17 protein-coding genes are annotated in these 15,987 nt (G+C 67.4%); 5 read left to right on the top strand and 12 right to left on the bottom strand.

Features of this window, described 5'->3' with window-relative positions; translation table 11 throughout:
* Window positions 1–13: 13 nt before the first annotated feature.
* Window positions 14–364 (bottom strand): helix-hairpin-helix domain-containing protein, encoded by a 351-nt coding sequence (locus ACAH41_RS11575; protein WP_325649696.1) that lies wholly within the window; start codon window positions 362–364, stop codon window positions 14–16.
* Window positions 365–419: 55 nt separating this feature from the next.
* On the bottom strand, window positions 420–1,091 hold the full coding sequence (gene lexA, locus ACAH41_RS11570; protein WP_325649697.1) for a transcriptional repressor LexA: 672 nt from the start codon (window positions 1,089–1,091) through the stop codon (window positions 420–422).
* A gap of 70 nt (window positions 1,092–1,161) precedes the next feature.
* Here lexA and ACAH41_RS11565 point away from each other — a divergent pair, with 70 nt between their 5' ends.
* Entirely contained in the window at window positions 1,162–2,121 is a 960-nt protein-coding gene (locus ACAH41_RS11565) for an asparaginase (RefSeq protein ID WP_325649699.1), read from the top strand.
* A gap of 99 nt (window positions 2,122–2,220) precedes the next feature.
* Here ACAH41_RS11565 and ACAH41_RS11560 read toward each other — a convergent pair whose 3' ends face one another.
* The 3 genes from ACAH41_RS11560 to ACAH41_RS11550 all read right to left on the bottom strand — a co-directional run bounded on the left by ACAH41_RS11560 (window position 2,221) and on the right by ACAH41_RS11550 (window position 4,676).
* Window positions 2,221–3,585 carry an esterase-like activity of phytase family protein gene (locus tag ACAH41_RS11560; RefSeq protein ID WP_325649701.1) on the bottom strand — a complete coding sequence of 455 codons (1,365 nt, stop codon included), beginning with the start codon at window positions 3,583–3,585 and terminating at the stop codon, window positions 2,221–2,223.
* Between the two features lie 130 nt (window positions 3,586–3,715).
* Entirely contained in the window at window positions 3,716–4,141 is a 426-nt protein-coding gene (locus ACAH41_RS11555; protein WP_325649703.1) for an organic hydroperoxide resistance protein, read from the bottom strand.
* A 40-nt stretch (window positions 4,142–4,181) separates the two neighbouring features.
* Window positions 4,182–4,676, bottom strand: coding sequence for a MarR family transcriptional regulator (locus ACAH41_RS11550; RefSeq protein WP_325649705.1), 495 nt, complete (start codon window positions 4,674–4,676; stop codon window positions 4,182–4,184).
* Between the two features lie 108 nt (window positions 4,677–4,784).
* On the opposite strand from ACAH41_RS11550, the gene dnaE reads away from it, so the two are divergent.
* The 3 genes from dnaE (at window position 4,785) to ACAH41_RS11535 (ending at window position 10,239) form a co-directional block, all read left to right on the top strand.
* A complete protein-coding gene (gene dnaE, locus ACAH41_RS11545) occupies window positions 4,785–8,318 on the top strand; it encodes a DNA polymerase III subunit alpha (RefSeq protein ID WP_325649706.1) in 3,534 nt (1,177 codons plus the stop codon).
* Window positions 8,319–8,443: 125 nt separating this feature from the next.
* Window positions 8,444–8,959, top strand: a complete 516-nt coding sequence (locus tag ACAH41_RS11540; RefSeq protein WP_325649708.1) for a hypothetical protein — start codon at window positions 8,444–8,446, stop codon at window positions 8,957–8,959.
* A 95-nt stretch (window positions 8,960–9,054) separates the two neighbouring features.
* On the top strand, window positions 9,055–10,239 hold the full coding sequence (locus tag ACAH41_RS11535) for a patatin-like phospholipase family protein (protein WP_325649712.1): 1,185 nt from the start codon (window positions 9,055–9,057) through the stop codon (window positions 10,237–10,239).
* Here the strand turns inward: ACAH41_RS11535 and ACAH41_RS11530 are convergent.
* Entirely contained in the window at window positions 10,236–10,574 is a 339-nt protein-coding gene (locus tag ACAH41_RS11530) for a helix-hairpin-helix domain-containing protein (RefSeq protein WP_325649714.1), read from the bottom strand. The genes ACAH41_RS11535 and ACAH41_RS11530 overlap by 4 nt on opposite strands.
* Window positions 10,575–10,630: 56 nt before the next feature.
* Between ACAH41_RS11530 and ACAH41_RS11525 the strand changes: the two genes are divergently transcribed.
* The gene (locus ACAH41_RS11525) at window positions 10,631–11,467 is read left to right on the top strand and encodes a hypothetical protein (RefSeq protein ID WP_325649716.1); all 837 of its coding nucleotides are present in this window, start codon (window positions 10,631–10,633) and stop codon (window positions 11,465–11,467) included.
* 18 nt (window positions 11,468–11,485) lie between these two features.
* On the opposite strand, the gene ACAH41_RS11520 is transcribed toward ACAH41_RS11525, so the two are convergent.
* The 6 genes from ACAH41_RS11520 to ACAH41_RS11495 form a co-directional block, all read right to left on the bottom strand.
* Window positions 11,486–12,571, bottom strand: coding sequence for a hypothetical protein (locus ACAH41_RS11520; RefSeq protein WP_325649717.1), 1,086 nt, complete (start codon window positions 12,569–12,571; stop codon window positions 11,486–11,488).
* A complete protein-coding gene (locus tag ACAH41_RS11515; RefSeq protein WP_325649719.1) occupies window positions 12,568–13,320 on the bottom strand; it encodes a glycosyltransferase in 753 nt (250 codons plus the stop codon). Before ACAH41_RS11515 ends, ACAH41_RS11520 begins: the two co-directional genes overlap by 4 nt.
* Entirely contained in the window at window positions 13,320–14,468 is a 1,149-nt protein-coding gene (gene lapB / locus ACAH41_RS11510) for a lipopolysaccharide assembly protein LapB (RefSeq protein WP_325649721.1), read from the bottom strand. The genes ACAH41_RS11515 and lapB overlap by 1 nt, the downstream gene beginning before the upstream one ends.
* An 11-nt stretch (window positions 14,469–14,479) precedes the next feature.
* Window positions 14,480–14,791 (bottom strand): LapA family protein, encoded by a 312-nt coding sequence (locus ACAH41_RS11505; protein WP_325649723.1) that lies wholly within the window; start codon window positions 14,789–14,791, stop codon window positions 14,480–14,482.
* Window positions 14,792–14,883: 92 nt separating this feature from the next.
* Window positions 14,884–15,216: an integration host factor subunit beta gene (locus ACAH41_RS11500; RefSeq protein ID WP_325649724.1), complete on the bottom strand. Its 333-nt coding sequence runs from the start codon at window positions 15,214–15,216 to the stop codon at window positions 14,884–14,886.
* A gap of 17 nt (window positions 15,217–15,233) precedes the next feature.
* On the bottom strand, window positions 15,234–15,987 hold a 754-nt coding region (locus ACAH41_RS11495; protein ID WP_370538293.1), incomplete at its 5' end, for a S1 RNA-binding domain-containing protein.

Below are 15,987 nucleotides of genomic sequence, written 5' to 3'. Positions count from 1 at the left end.
GCCTGGATCGGGCTCAGGCTGCGGCGGCCGAGCCCTGTCGTTCCACGCGCTGCGGCGCTGGGTGCAGCGCTCCGTGCACTTGCTTGCGCTGTGCGGTGTAGTCCCACCAGGGGCGAGGTGCGGCGCCCTGCATGAAATCGATGACCGCCATGAAGGTGTCCAGCACGCAGGGGTCTTGCTGCTTGCCGCTGAGCTGCTCCAGTTGGCGGTAGAGCTGCAGCGCGTCGCGCCGGGCCAGTTCGGCAGGGTGCAGGATGCCCAGTGCGCGCAAGTCACCGGCCATCGCCGGGCCCACGTTGGGCAATTGCTCCAGCCGCTGGCACTCCGCCGCGCTGGCAGCCTTGGGGCTCTTGATCGCGCTCACTGGTGTCGCCTTTGTCCTTTCGCGCCGACGCGCTTCGGTGGCAGCCGCTGGACCGTCAGAACATCATGTTCTGACGCAGCAGGCCCACCGCGATGCCTTCAATTTCGAAGGACTCGCCTGGCCTGACCTGGATGGGTTCGAAGTCCGGGTTCTCGGGCAGCAGCTCGATCAGGCCGGCGCTGCGCTGGAAGCGCTTGACGGTGACTTCATCGTCCAGCCGGGCGACGACGATCTGGCCGTTGCGCGCTTCGCTGGTCTTCTGCACCGCGAGCAGGTCGCCGTCGACGATGCCGGCGTCCCGCATGCTCATGCCCTTGACCTTCAGCAGGTAGTCGGGCCGGCTGGGAAACAGGCTGGCTTCGAGCAGGTATGTCTGCGAGATGTGCTCTTGCGCCAGGATCGGATGGCCGGCCGCCACGCGGCCAACCAGCGGCAGCGTGAGCTGCGCCAGGCTGGGCAAGGGCAGCGAAAACTGCTTGCCGCGCGCCTCGTTCAGCGCGCGTAAAGTGCCGCTTTGCAGGCGAATGCCGCGGGACGTGCCGCCCACCAGCTCGATCACGCCTTTGCGGGCCAGCGCCTGCAAATGCTCTTCAGCCGCATTGGGCGACTTGAAGCCCAGCTCGGTGGCGATTTCGGCCCGGGTGGGCGGGGCGCCAGTGCGTTCGATGGTGGTTTGCACCAGGTCGAAAATCTGCTGCTGCCGGGCGGTGAGCTTGGGACTGTCCATGAGCTTGCAGCCTGCGCAGGCGGGCTGAGGTTGTATCCAGTATCTGTATTTTTATCCAGACTTCCACAAAATGCAAAACGAATCAGTGGCCGCGCGCCATGTGGTGTTGCTGGGAACGGGCGGCACCATCGCCGGCCAGGCCGGCCGGGCCGACGACAACGTCGGCTACACGGCAGGGCAGATCGGCGTGGCGCAACTGCTGGCCGCAGTGCCGGCGCTGTCGCACTTCTCTCTGCAGGCCGAGCAACTGGTGCAGCTCGACAGCAAGGACATGACGCACGCGGTGTGGCAGCAACTGGCGCTGGCCGTTGAGCGTCACCTCGCGCGGCCGGACGTGGCCGGCATCGTCATCACCCACGGCACCGACACGCTGGAGGAGACCGCCTGGTTCCTGCAGCGCACGCTCGCCCCGACCAAGCCGGTGGTGCTGACTGCCGCGATGCGGCCGGCGACCGCGCTGCTGGCCGACGGGCCGCAGAACCTGCTGGACGCCGTGGCCGTGGCCACCACGCCTGGCGTGCGCGGCGTGCTCGCGGTGCTGGCCGGCCGGGTGCATGGTGCGCTGGATGTGCGCAAGTGGCATGGCTACCGCGTCGATGCGTTCAGCTCGGGTGACGCCGGGCCGCTCGCGCTGGTCGAGGAAGGCACGCTGAAACCCTTGCGGCCCTGGCCGGTGGACGAAGCCTTGCCGACACGCTGGCAGGCGCCGGTGGCCGAATGGCCGCGGGTGGAGATCGTCGCCAGCCATGCCGGCAGCGACGGCACGCTGGTCGAGGCCTTGATCGCGCTCGGCTGCCGTGGGCTGGTGGTGCAGGGCACGGGCAACGGCACGGTGCACCAGTCGCTGGAGCTTGCGTTGCGCAAGGCAATCGCACAGGGCGTCGCGGTCCTGCGGACCAGCCGCTGCCTGGGGGGGGGCGTGGTGGGTGCGCCGGCCGACGCATTGCCAAGCGCCGCCCAGCTGACACCTGCCAAGGCGCGGGTGGAGTTGCTGCTCCGCCTGCTGGTGGGCGAAGGCGCAGGCGCCTGAAGCACCGACGAAAAAATGCCGATGCGGGCGATCCCACATCGGCACTCAGCTGTCAGCTGTCAAACGGCACCGAGCGGCGCGTGATGCGCCACCTCGGGTTCACTGAGCCGGCTTGAAAACCTGGTTCATGAACGCCGAGCCGCCCAGGTCGTTTTCGTCGAAGGCGAACACGAAGATCTGGTTCGGGTTGTCCAGGCCGCCGACGTTGGCGAGGAAGTCGTTGTCGTTGGCGATGTACAGGGTGTGCTTGGTCACGCCGTTGATCACCACGTCGTCGCCGAAGGCCATGCCTTCGAGCTTGGCGGGGATCTGCGTGTCGGCAAAGCCGGCCGCCATCAGCGTGGCGGCGATGTCCAGGAACAGCGTCTTGGTGACGGCAAACGGCTGCAGGTTCGCGGCACCGCTCAGTGCGCTGACGTCGGTGGCACCGGCCAGGCTGAGCTTCCAGATCTGCTTGATCACCGCCTTGGAGCCGTCGCCCAGGCCCTTGCCGTCGCGCTCCAGCACCAGGAATTCGTGGTTGTTCAGCGCCAGCAGTTCGCTGCTGTTGTAGTTCTTGTTGGTGGCCGACAGGTGGTTGTCGTAGGCGTATTCGTGGGTGGCGCCGGTCTTCACGTCGATGGTGATGATGCGGTTCATGTTGCCGCCGTCACCGCCGTCCTGGATCAGCGGGCTTTGCTCAAAGCCGACCAGGGTCTTGCCGTCCGGCGTGATGGCCAGGCCTTCCATGCCCTTGTTGGCCACGCGGCCCGAGGTGTTGCCGCTGATCTCCAACGCGCCTTGCGACGACAGGTTGGCCGCCGTGAACTTGGCCGGCAGCGTGAACATGCCCACGCGCTTGCCGGTCGTGCGGTTGAAGGTGTAGACGTAGGGGCCGTACTCGTCGGTGATGTAGACCAGGTTGGTGCTCTTCGAGACGCGGATGCCTTCCGGGTCCAGGCGCGCATTGGCGCCGTCGGTCGAGGTGGTGCCAGCGGCGAAGTTGTCCGAGCGGCCGCTGAAGAAGTGCTTCTGGCGGGTGTTCGCGCTGGGCACGGCCGGGCCGTAGTTCAGCGCGTCTGTCGAGAACAGCGGCGTGGTCTTCTGCAGCGTGATGCTCAGGTCGAACGGCAGGCTGCCACCGGTGGCCGGGCTCAGGTTCAGGTCCAGCGTGTGGAAGCGGGGAATGAAGGTGGTTGTGTCGTCCACGGCCGGGTTCCACGCGTTGGCGTTCGGGCCGCGGTCCGGCATGGCCAGGAAGGTGCTCCCGCCGGCCCAGGCCAGGCCCGAACCGATGCCGCCCAGCAGGTTGGCGCTGACGCCGCTTTCGAGCGTGTTGGTGAAGCCGCTCAGGTCGGCGCTGGTGGCGGGCAGGCTGCCCTTGGCGATCAGCGTGACGGCGGCCTGGGCCGGCGACACGGCTGCCAGCGTGGTGAAGGTGGCGGCGGCTGCCAGCGCGAGGGTCGAGATCGTGGCGTTTTTCATGACTGCTGAAGTTCCTCTTAGAGGGCGGCAGTCTCTGGCGCGCGCGTGACGTCATCGTGACAACGCCTGCCCGGGCGAAGCCGGGGCAGGCGTTGATTCTTCGCTGCCCGGCAAGCCGGGCGCTCGTCGCTTAGACCACCGTCAGGCTGACGTCGATGTTGCCGCGGGTGGCGTTCGAGTACGGGCAGACCTGGTGCGCAGCGGCGACCAGCGCTTCAGCGGCGGCCTTGTCCATGCCCGGGATGCTGATGGACATCGCGACCTGGATGCCGAAGCCGGCCGGGATCGGGCCGATGCCGACCTTGGAAGTGATGGACACCTCGGCCGGCAGCGAGATCTTCTGCTTGCCGGCAACGGCCTTCATTGCGCCAATGAAGCAGGCCGAGTAGCCGGCAGCAAACAGCTGCTCGGGGTTGGTGCCGGCGCCGCTGTCGCCGCCCAGTTCCTTGGGCGTGCTGAGGCTGACCGTCAGGCGGCCGTCGTCCGAAGCGGCGGTGCCGGTGCGGCCACCGGTGGCAGTGGCGGTGGCGGTGTAGAGGACTTTTTCGAGGGCCATGTTGATCTCCTGTTGAACGTTTGAAAGGGAACGGAAAGGTTCAGGCCTTGGCCTGTTGAAGTTGCCCGCGCAGCACGGTGAGGCGCTGGGTGAGCTGGGAAATCTCGTGCAGTTCGCACTGGGTGGCGCAGGCGATGGTGGGCGGGATGCGCAGCGCCTGCACGCGCAGCGCGCGGCCGGCGGAGGTGGGCTGCACGCGCACACGGCGCTCATCACCGGCGTCGCGTTTGCGGGTGATCAGGCCGGCAGCTTCCAGGCGCTTGAGCAGCGGTGTCAGCGTGCCGGAGTCCAGGTTCAGGCGCTCGCCCAGGGCCGACACGGTGAGGGCTTCGCCATCCGGCTTTTGTTCCCACAGCACCAGCATCACCAGGTACTGCGGATAGGTCAGCCCCATGGGTTCCAGCAGCGGCTTGTAGAGCTTGGTCATCGCGAGCGAAGTGGAATACAGCGCGAAGCACAGCTGATGGTCCAACGCCAGCCAGTCGGCAGACGCGGTGTTCGCGGCGGCGGGTGGGGGGCTGAGGTCGGTGTCCATGGCCACTAATATAGTTCACAATTAAATTGCACACAATTTAAATGGTCTTTGCCCGGCGGGTATCGCCTATGGCGCGGCTGTGCGGAGGGCGGCTCCGTAGAATGCGGGATGCCTTTTGTTCACCTGCGCAGCCACACCGAATACTCCGTCGTCGACGGCACCTTGCGGATCGATGACGCCGCCGCCGCCGCCAAGGCCGACCAGCAAGTCGCGCTGGGCATCAGCGACCTGGCCAACCTGTTCGGCACGGTGAAGTTCTACAAGGCTTGCCGTGGCAAAGGGGTGAAGCCCCTGATCGGCGCAGATGCTTGGGTCGAGCCGCTGGAGAGCAGCGGCGACAAGGTGCCCAGCCGGCTGCTGTTGATCGTGCAGAACAAGCAGGGCTACCTGAACCTGAGTGAATTGCTGGCGCGCGCCTGGACGCGCAATGTGCAGCGCGCGCAGGCCTGGTTGACCTGGGAATGGCTGAGTGAGCTGGGCGAGGGCCTGATCGTGCTGTCGGGCGCCGAGTTTGGTGCCGTCGGCCAGGCCTTGCTGGCGGGCGACACAGCCCGCGCGAGCGCCGCGGCGCAGCAGATCGCCGCGCTGTTCCCGCGCCGCTTTTACCTCGAACTGCAGCGCGGCGGCCTGCCGCACCACGAGGCGCTGGTGCGCGCCACCGTGCCGCTGGCGGCCGAATTGGGTTTGCCGGTGGTCGCCACGCACCCGGTGCAGTTCCTGACGCCGGAAGACTTCGAGGCGCACGAGGCGCGGGTCTGCGTGGCCGAAGGCGAAACCCTGGCCAACCCTCGCCGCGTCAAGCGCTTCTCGCGCGAGCAGTATTTCAAGTCGCAAGCCGAGATGGCAGCGCTGTTCGCCGACATTCCTTCGGCAATTGCCAACACGGTCAAGATTGCCGAGCGCTGCAGCCTGACGCTGGTGCTGGGCAAGCCGCAGTTGCCGAACTTCCCGACGCCGCTGCTCGAAGACGGCACCCACATGCCGATCGAGCAGTTCTTCCGCGAGGAGAGCTACGCCGGCCTGGAGCAGCGGCTGGCCATGCTGTACCCGGACGTGGCCAAGCGCGACGCCGAGCGTCCGCGCTACCTGGAACGCCTGGAGTTCGAGCTGAACACCATCCTGAAGATGGGCTTCCCGGGCTACTTCCTGATCGTCTCGGACTTCATCAAGTGGGCCAAGGCCAACGGCTGCCCGGTCGGCCCCGGCCGGGGCTCCGGCGCCGGCTCGCTGGTGGCCTACGCGCTGCTCATCACTGACCTGGATCCGCTGCTCTACAACCTGCTGTTCGAGCGCTTCCTGAACCCCGAGCGGGTCTCGATGCCGGACTTCGACATCGACTTCTGCCAGGGCAACCGCGACCGCGTCATCGACTACGTCAAGGACAAGTACGGCCGCCAGGCGGTGAGCCAGATCGCCACCTTCGGCACGATGGCCGCCAAGGCGGCGCTGCGCGACATCGGGCGGGTGCTGGGTATGGGCTTCGGCCATGTGGACAGCATCGCCAAGCTGATCCCGGCACCGCCCGGCAAGACGGTCACCCTGGCAAAGGTACCTGAAAAGCCGGACGAGAAGGTGATCTATGCACGGCTCGAAGCGCCGGAGCTGGAGGTGCGCGAAAAGAACGAGGAGGAAGTGGCCGAGCTGCTTTCGCTGGCCGCGCGTGTCGAAGGCATGGTGCGCAACATCGGCATGCACGCCGGTGGCGTGCTGATCGCGCCGGGCAAGATCACCGACTTCTGCCCGCTCTACCAGCAGCCCGGCAGCGACTCGGCGGTCAGCCAGTACGACAAGGACGACGTCGAAGCCATTGGCCTGGTGAAGTTCGACTTCCTGGGCCTGGCCACGCTGACCATCCTGGAGCAGGCCAAGGACTTCATCGTCGCGCGTTACCCGGAGCGCAAGGACTTCAGCTACGAGACGCTGCCGCTGGACGACAAGGCGGTCTACAAGCTGTTCTCCGATGGCCTGACCGAGGCGGTGTTCCAGTTCGAATCGCGTGGCATGCAGGGCATGTTGCGGGATGCCAAGCCGAGCCGGCTGGAGGACCTGATCGCGCTGAACGCGCTGTACCGCCCGGGCCCGATGGACCTGATCCCCAGCTTCGTCGCGCGCAAGCACGGCAAGGAGAAGGTCGAATATCCGCACCCGCTGGTGGAGTGGGTGCTGTCCGAGACCTACGGGATCATGGTCTACCAGGAGCAAGTGATGCAGACCGCCCAGGTGCTGGGCGGCTACAGCCTGGGCGGCGCGGACATGCTGCGCCGCGCAATGGGCAAGAAGAAGGCCGAGGAGATGGCCGAGCATCGCGAGATCTTCCGCAAGGGAGCCGCGGGCAACGACATTCCCCAGGACAAGGCCGACGAGATCTTCGACCTGATGGAGAAGTTCGCGGGCTACGGCTTCAACAAGTCGCATGCTGCCGCGTACTCGCTGCTGGCCTATCACACCGGCTGGTTGAAGGTGCATTACACGGCCGAGTTCTTCTCGGCCAACATGACGATCGAACTCGGCGACACCGACAAGCTGAAGGTGCTGCTGGCCGATGCGCAGAAGAACTTCGGCATCAGCTTCGAGCCGCCGAACGTCAACAACGGTGTCTACCGCTTCGAGCCGATGCCGGGTGCCGCCGGGCGCAAGCGCATCCGCTACGGCCTGGGCGCGATCAAGGGCACGGGGCAGGGCGCGATCGAGGCCATCGTCGCTTCGCGTGAGGCCGACGGGCCGTTCACCAGCTTGTTCAACTTTTGCAGCCGGGTCGACAAGGCCAGGTGCAACAAGCGCGTGGTCGAGGCGCTGATCAAGGCCGGCGCCTTCGATGAACTGCACCCTGACCGGGCTTGCTCGCTTGCCAGCATCGGCCTGGCCTTCGACTGGGCAGAGACGCAGGCGGCGAATGCCAACCAGGGTGGCCTGTTCGACTTCGATGACGGCAGCTCCCACGGCTCGCACACCCAGGAGCCGCCGCTGGTGGCAGCCGAGCCGTGGAGCGTGCGCGAGAAGCTGACGCTGGAAAAGGCGGCGATCGGCTTCTATCTTTCAGGTCACCTGTTTGACGAGGACGAGACCGAGGTGCGCCAGTTCTGCCGCCGCCGCATTGCCGACCTGATCGATGCGAAGGAGCCGCAGATGCTGGCCGGCATCGTCAGCGACCTGCGGGTCATCAACGGCACGCGCGGCCGGGTCGGCATCTTCAAGCTGGACGACAACAGCGAGCCGATCGAGGCCGTGGCCAACGAGGAAATGCTGGACCGCTACCGCGACCAGTTGCGCGACGACGAACTGATCGTCGTGCAGGGCAAGGTGCAGAACGACCGCTTCTCGGGCGGCCTGCGGCTCAACGTGGCGCAGGTCTGGGGCCTGGCCGGTGCCCGTGCGCGTTTCGGCAGGCACCTGAGCGTGGCGCTGGCCGAAGGCCAATCACCGGCGATGGCCGAGCTGGTGCGCAGCCACCCTGCCAAGCGCGAGCAGACCGAAGAAGGCGACCTGGTGCACGGCTTGCCGGTGCGGGTGAAGCTCACGCTGCCGGGCGCCAATGCCGAGCTGGAGCTTGGCGAGCAGGGCCGCTTCTGGCCCAGCAACGAGGCGCTGGCGCAGTGGCGGGCGCTGGTGGGCGCAGGCCAGACGCGGGTGGTCTACGAATGAAGCCGGCGTAAGAATTGGTGTCATTGGGCCTTGTCTGACAACGTGAGCGCCGGGTTCTGCGTTGGTCAGGCATGTTCAACATCGATGTCACGACGCTCCGCGCCAACGCGGCCCGTCGCCTCCCCATGAAAACAGCTTTTCCTGTGGCCGCGGCCCTGCTGGCATGTGGCCTGGCGGCGTCCGCACCTTCGGCCGAAGCTTCGGTCGGCGTCTCGCTGTCGGTTGGCCAGCCCGGCTTCTACGGCCAGATCAACATTGGCGACTACGGCCGCCCGCAGGTCTATGCGGCTGCGCCGGTCTGGGTCAGTCCCCAGCCGCGCTGGGTCGCACCGCCGCCGCCGATGTACCTCTACGTGCCGACGGCCCACCGTGCCAACTGGCGCTACTACTGCGGCCGCTACAGCGCCTGCGGTCGTCCGGTGTATTTCGTGCGCGACGACTGGTACCGCAGCCGTGTGGTGCCGGTGCGCTACGCGCCGCGGCCGTTGCCGTACAACTACCGCCCGTATCCGTACGGCCATGACCATGGCCATTACGACTACGGTCATGGCGGCGCCCCGCGCCCGCCTTACGGTGGCCCGCCTCCGGGCGGCCCGTCCGGCCCGCCGACGATGCGCGGTGGCAACGGCGGCGCCTATTGAGCTGGCGCCCTGAAGGCAGCTCAAGCCAGCATTTGGCCCGCTGCACAGGGCTTGTTCCCTGCGCTGCATTCGACATCGCCGCCTAGACTGCGGCGATGTCTTCTCCCCGTGTCACCGGCCTTGTCCTGACCGGTGGCGGCGCGCGCGCCGCTTACCAGGTCGGGGTACTGCGTGCGGTGTGCCAGATCCGCCGCGAAGCCGGATGTTCGCGCAGCGAAAACCCATTCCCGGTCATCACCGGGACCTCGGCAGGCGGCATCAACGCCGCGGCGCTGGCGGCAGGGGCAGACGAATTCGAGCTCGCCGTGGCCCGGCTGGCGCACATCTGGTCGCGCTTCAAGGCCGAGCAGGTCTACCGCACCGATTCGCTGGGCGTCATCCGCACCGGTGCCGGCTGGCTGACGATGATGTCCATCGGCTGGGCGATCAAGCGCTGGCGCAAGCTGCGCCCGCGTTCGCTGCTGGACAACTCGCCGCTGAACGAATTGCTGGACAACCTGGTGCCGGTGTCCCGGGTGCGGGAGCTGATAGAGCGAGGCCATGTGCGCGCGTTGGCCATCGCGGCGTCGAGCTACAGCACCGGCCACCATGTGACCTTCTACGACGCCGCCGAGCCGGTGCCGGGCTGGGTGCGCTCGCAGCGCTTGGCGGTGCACGGGCCGATCACGGCCAGGCATCTGCTCGCGTCATCGGCCATCCCGTTTTTGTTCCCTGCGCAGTCGGTGAATGTCGACGACGCGCCGCAATGGATGGGCGACGGCAGCATGCGCCAGACCGCACCGATCTCGCCGGCCGTGCACCTGGGGGCTGACCGGGTGCTGGTGATTGGTGCCGGCCGCATGCATGAGCCGCCGGCGACCGAACCGGTGGCGAGAGGCGAATATCCCAACATGGCGCAGATTGCCGGCCATGCGATGTCCAGCATCTTCCTGGATGCCTTGTCGGTCGACATCGAGCGATTGCAGCGCATCAACCACACGCTGGGCCTGCTGCCGCCAGAGGCTAGGCGGCACACCCATCTGCGCCCCATCGACATCCTGGTGATCTCGCCCAGCCAGCGGCTGGACGACATTGCCGCACGCCACATCAACGCCTTGCCGCTGCCGATCCGCGCCTTGCTGGGCGGCGTTGGCGTCAGCGGCATGGGCCGCACGGCACGCGGCTCGGCGCTGGCCAGCTACCTGTTGTTCGAGAGTGACTTCACGCGCGAGTTGATGGCGCTGGGCGAGGCCGATACGCTGGCACGCCGCGACGAGGTCAAGGACTTCCTCGGCTGCTAACGGGATGCCGCCGGCTGGGCGGCGAATGGGTAAGTTTGCCCCTGCACTGTCAGCCCGGCAGCCGACAACTTGCCGGAACGCACCGGGCCGATGCCCGCGATGCGCTTTTGCAGGTCCGCCCAGTCCTTGAACAGGCCCTTCGCGCGTTCGGCCAGCAGCCGGCCCGACAGGTCCGGCCCAATGCCGATGACCATCTCCAGTTCTGCCTGGTTCGCGGTGTTGACCTCGGTGCCGGCAAACGATGGCGCTGCGGCGAACAGCGAGGTCACCAGCGCGAACGCGAGCGTGGCACCCGCCTTGCGCAGGGTGGGATGGGCAGGTTTGCGCGCCGTCATGCTTCCTCGCTTCCACAGGGCTGCGGGCCCGGATTTCTCGTCAAAATCAGCCAATGATGAACGACTCCGCCGACGCCGCATTGAAAGTCTATGTCGGCTGCGCGCCGCCTCAGCATGTGGCCGCGCAGGTGCTGGCGCACAGCATCCTGCGTCACGCCAGTTTGCCAGTTGAGATCCTGCGTCTGGACGATTGCCTGGCCGGTCAGCCCGTGCCCGCGTCCGGCCACACCCTGTTTTCGCTGCAGCGATTCTTCATCCCGCAGCTCAGCGGCCACCACGGCCTGGCGGTGTACCTGGATTCGGACATGCTGGTGTTCCACGACCTGCGCGAGCTGCTTGAATTGCGCGCCAAGAGCTCGGCCGTCAGCTCGGCCGAAGCGCCGCCAGACAGCGGCCGGCGCCGGCAGTTCAGCGTGATGGTGATCGACTGCGCACTGGCACGATGGGATCCGGTGGAGATTCACCGGCTTGCCCGGCAGCGCTACCGCGAGGTGATGACCGAACTTGAATTCGAGCCGTCCAAGACCGTCTGCCTGCCCTACACCTGGAACTCGTTGGAGCGGTACGAGCCTGGCAAGACCCGGCTGCTGCACTTCACCGCGATGAACCTGCAACCGTGGCTGTCGTCGAAAAACCCGCTGGCCCCCGTGTGGATGGACGCGCTGTTCCTCGCGCTGCAGGACCGCTTCGTCAGTGCCGATGCGGTGCGAGATGGCATTCGCCAAGGCTGGTTCCGGCCTGGGCTGCTGTGGCAGGTCGAGCATGGTGAACGTGACCCACGCCAGCTGCCGCTGCGCCACCGGCTCGCCGAGGCGGTCTACCGGCCGCCGCACAAGCCCGCGTTGCTGACAGCGGCCCGGCAGCGCCTCACGCGGGCCTGGAAGCGCGCCTGATTCGTCGCGCGGCGCGTGTCACCGCAGCGCGAGCTGGCTGAGCACTCGCCACCATTGGTCCGCCACCTGTGGCAGCCGCCAGCGTGACTGGATCAAGGCCACGCCGCTGGCCACCTGGGACTGGCGCCACGCGGGCTCGCGCAGCAGGCGCTCGAAGCCGGTGCCCCAGTCGTCCAGGCAGCAGCAGCCGGCAAATTCGCGGTAGCTCGGAATGCCGTCCGCGGCCACGGCCAGGCCGTGCAACAGCGCGGTCGCCACGCGGTTGTTCGTCTTGCACAGGGTGAACGGATTGGGCGTGATCGGAATCACCGCCACGTCGTGCATGGAAAGCGCCCTGGACACCGTGTGAGGCTGCCAGGGCAGGTAGTGCACCGGCACATGCCAGCCCTGTGCGAGCGCATCGAACTTGGGGCGGTGGTTGCTGATGACCGTGAGGCTCAGCGGCAGCGTGGCATGCAGCCGCTCCAGCACCGGCCTGAGCTTGGCGAGGTCCGACATGCCGCCGCTGGCGTAGCCGACCCCGTGCTGGCCGAACCAGACCAGCTTGCCACCCGGCTGCCCGGCGAGCCAATGCTGCAAGCGTAGCAACTGCCATTCGTCCAGCGGATGCCGCCAGCGAGCGAGCGGCGCGGGCGTGCGAGGCGGCTCGGCGGCGTCGCCGATCACTGCAATCTGCCGGCCGACACGCGCCTCGGTTTGAACCACTTCGGCCAGCGCCTCGCTGGAGACGATGACCTGGTCCACTGCCGCCAGCGCAGCCAGCAACTGCTCGCGGCGCGCCCGCCAGCGCGGCGCATCGGGTTCGGCGTGCAGGTGGTTGTCGCACAGGTCCAGCACCAGCCGCGTGCCGTGTGTATCGCGCAATGCGAGCGCATGGGCCAGGCTGGCGGTGTCGTAGCGTTTGGAGAGCACCAGCACCTCTGGCGGCGGCGTGGTGCCAGGCCGGTACAGCACAGCCGGTGCGCCGCGTTGCTGCAGCTGATCGATGATCTGTGCGCAGCGCAGGCGGAAACCGGCGTTGCCAGGCCGGGTGGTGTGCGGCCACCAGGCCCAGCTGCGGGACACGCCAGGCACCGGCGCCTGAGCGGTGTCCTGTGCGCTCATTCGTGCCAGTGCGCAGTGATCCAGCTGGCCGGCTTGGCACGGCGCCAGTTGCCGTTGCTGCGGCCGACCAGTGCGTCCGGCGGGTTCATCACGCCGTGGAACACGACGATGCGGGCGCCCGCAGGCACCTGCGGCGCGCGCAGGTAGTTCATGGGGAACTTCGGGATGCTGTGGTACTTGAAGCTGCAGCACCAGTCGGCCGGCCAGTAGGCCAGCTTGCCCTGGCGGTGCATGACCTCGGACAGGAAGGCCTGCTCGTTGCGCAGCCGGGCGCGGATGTCGGCCTGGTCGCGCAGGAACTCGGCCAGCACGTCGGCATGCGCGCCCAGCTTGAAGCGGTAGACGGACGAGTTGCCGGTGATGCGCCAGGGCCGTTTCCAGTCGTGGATGATCAGGAACTCGCCCGGCTGCTCGAAGAAGGGCGTGATGTCGGCCACGATCACCACGTCCAGGTCCAGGAACAGCGCGGTGCCTTCGAGGCCGTGCAGGTCGGCCTCGAAAGTGGTCAGTTTGGTCCAGCCGCGCTCGGGAATGCCGGGCGGCAGGTCCAGCCTGGGGATGGGCAGGCATTCGACCTCGCCACGCACGCCGCGGCCGTCGTCAGTGAGGCAGACGAAGCGGAAGTCGCCGCGCAGGTGGCGGCGCACCATCGCATACAGCCGGTTCACGTACTCGGGGCCGTACTTGCTGCCCCACTTCATGCAGAGCACGACCCGCTGGTCGTCGCGTGGGGCGGCGGTGGTCGGCATCAAAGCTCTTCGACGTGGTGCGGCGGGAAGCTGTCCCAGCCCAGGCAGCCAGGGCATTGCCAGAAGTAGCGCTGGGCCTCGAAGCCGCAGGCGGCGCAGCGGTAGCGCTGCAGCGGCTTGGCAGCCTTGTCCACGGCCGCCCGTAAGGCCTCGGTCTCTTCGGCGCTCCAGTGGCCGTCGGCACGCGCCAGCAAGGCCTGCGCAGCGCTCAGCGTGGGTTTGACCTGCAGCTGGTGCAGCAGCCGCGGCGACTGGGCCACGGTGCTGCCGTCCAGCGTGGCCATGGCGCGCAGCAGGGCCAGGTCAGGGTTCTGCTCGTAGGCTTCGGTCAACACGGCGCGTGCGGTGTCAGTCTTGCCGGCGGCCAATGCGGCCTGTGCGTAGTCGGCGGCGACCAGGTGGAAGCTGGCGGGGTCGCGCAGCCGCATCTCGCCCCACAGTTCCAGCGCCGCAGCGGGGCGGCCGGCGCGCACTTCGCGCTGGCCGGCCAGCATCAGCGGCCGGGCGGCCTGAGGGGCGGCAGCGCGTGCGTGCTGCAGCGCCGACGCGGCTTCTTCACCCTGGCCGCGGGCATCGGCCTCCTGCGCCAGCTCGCACCAGTGGTGCGCAATGCGGGTGCCAAACGAGCCGGTGCCGCTGCGCTCCAGCGCGGCTGCGGTGTCGGCGGCGGCGCGCCAGTCGCGCGAGCGCTCATAAAGGTTCAGCAGCGCGAGGCGTGCCTCGGTGTCGAAAGGCGTGCCTTCGAGGGCCTTGTAGCACTGCTCGGCGCGGTCGAACAGGCCCGCCTTCATGAAGTCCTGCGCCAGCGCGTGCTGTGCGCGGTCGCGCTCGGTGGCACCCAGGTCGGCGCGGCCCAGCAGGTGCTGGTGCACCCGCACCGCGCGCTCGAACTCGCCGCGGCGGCGGAACAGGTTGCCCAGCGCGAAGTGCAGCTCGGTGGTGTCGGGGTCGTTCTGGACGGCTTCGATGAAGGCGTCAATGGCCTTGTCCTGTTGCTCGTTGAGCAGCAGGTTCAGGCCCTTGAAATAGGCCTTGGGCGAATCACGGTGCTCGCGCCGCACCTGGCGCAAGTCCAGCCGCGAGCCCAGCCAGCCGAGGGCAAATGCCACGGGCAGGCCCACCAGGAGCCACTGCAGGTCAAAGTCCATCGGCTAGTTGTTCAAACCACGTCGGGCAAGGGCGGCGTCGCCGGGGTCTCGGTGGGAGACGAAGAGGAGGAAGCGGGCTGCTGCACCGGGCCGCCAGCGAGCTGCTGGCGCACGCGGCGGCGCTGGCGCCACCAGCTCGGCGCCATGGCCAGCACGCCGAAGGCCGTGCCGCCGGCGAAGGCACACAGCACGATGATGACCATGGGTGCCGTCCATGCATGGCCGAAGAACCAGTTCACCGCAGCGGGTTGCTGGTTGTTCAGCGCAAAGGCGAACAGCGAGAAGAAGATGAAGGCCCGGAAGAGCCAGACGAAGATGTGCATCGGTGCTCCGCGATGGGGCCGATTCTACGGGCGGCCCGGCCATGAAAAAGGGTCCCGAAGGACCCTTGTGCGATGTGCGCCGAAAGCAGCGTTCAAGCCGGTTGGCTGCCACTGCGCCCGGCGGCCGCTTCCTCTTCGACCGGCAACTGGGCATCCACGCCTTCGCGCAGTGCCTTGCCGGGCTTGAAGTGCGGTACCAGCTTCTCGGGAATCGTCACCTTTTCGCCGGAGCGGGGATTGCGCCCCACCCGCGGCGGGCGGCGGTTGATCGAGAAGCTCCCGAAGCCCCGGATCTCGATGCGGTGGCCGCGCGCGAGGGCGTCGGACATCGCATCGAGCATGGTCTTGACCGCGAATTCGGTGTCTCGCTGCGTCAGTTGCGCGAATCGCTCCGCCAGCTTGGCAACGAGGTCGGATCGGGTCATGACCTGTCAGGCTCCGCTCAGTTGCCGTTGTTGTCCAGCTTGGCGCGCAGCAGGGCGCCCAGGCTGGTGGTGCCGGCGTTTTCGCGTTCGTTGGATTGCGACAGGCGCTGCATGGCTTCCTGCTGGTCGACCTGGTCCTTGGCCTTGATCGACAGCTGGATGTTGCGGGTCTTGCGGTCCACGTTGACGATCATCACCGAGACCTGGTCGCCTTCCTTCAGCACGTTGCGTGCGTCTTCGACGCGGTCACGGCTGATTTCGGAAGCGCGCAGGTAGCCCATGACGTCGTCGGCCAGCTGAACTTCAGCGCCGCGCGGGTCCACGGTCTTGACCACGCCGTCGACAACCTGGCCACGGTCATTGACCGAGGTGAAGGTCGCGAAGGGGTCGCCGTCCAGCTGCTTGATGCCCAGCGAGATGCGCTCGCGCTCGACGTCGATGCCCAGCACCAGGGCTTCGACTTCCTGGCCCTTCTTGTAGTTGCGCACAGCGGTTTCGCCGGTTTCGTGCCACGACAGGTCGGACAGGTGGACCAGGCCGTCGATGCCAGCCGCCAGGCCGACGAAGACGCCGAAGTCGGTGATCGACTTGATGGGGCCCTTGACCTTGTCGCCGCGCTTGACCGAGGAAGAGAACTCTTCCCACGGGTTGGCCTTGCACTGCTTCATGCCCAGGCTGATGCGGCGCTTGTCTTCGTCGATCTCGAGGACCATGACTTCGACTTCGTCGCCCAGCGAGACGATCTTGTTCGGGGCGACGTTCTTGTTGGTC

This window comes from Ideonella sp., from assembly GCF_041287625.1.
GTDB lineage: Bacteria > Pseudomonadota > Gammaproteobacteria > Burkholderiales > Burkholderiaceae_C > Ideonella.
Note: the sequence above shows the minus strand (reverse complement) of the source record. Positions and strands in the feature narration are given on the sequence as shown.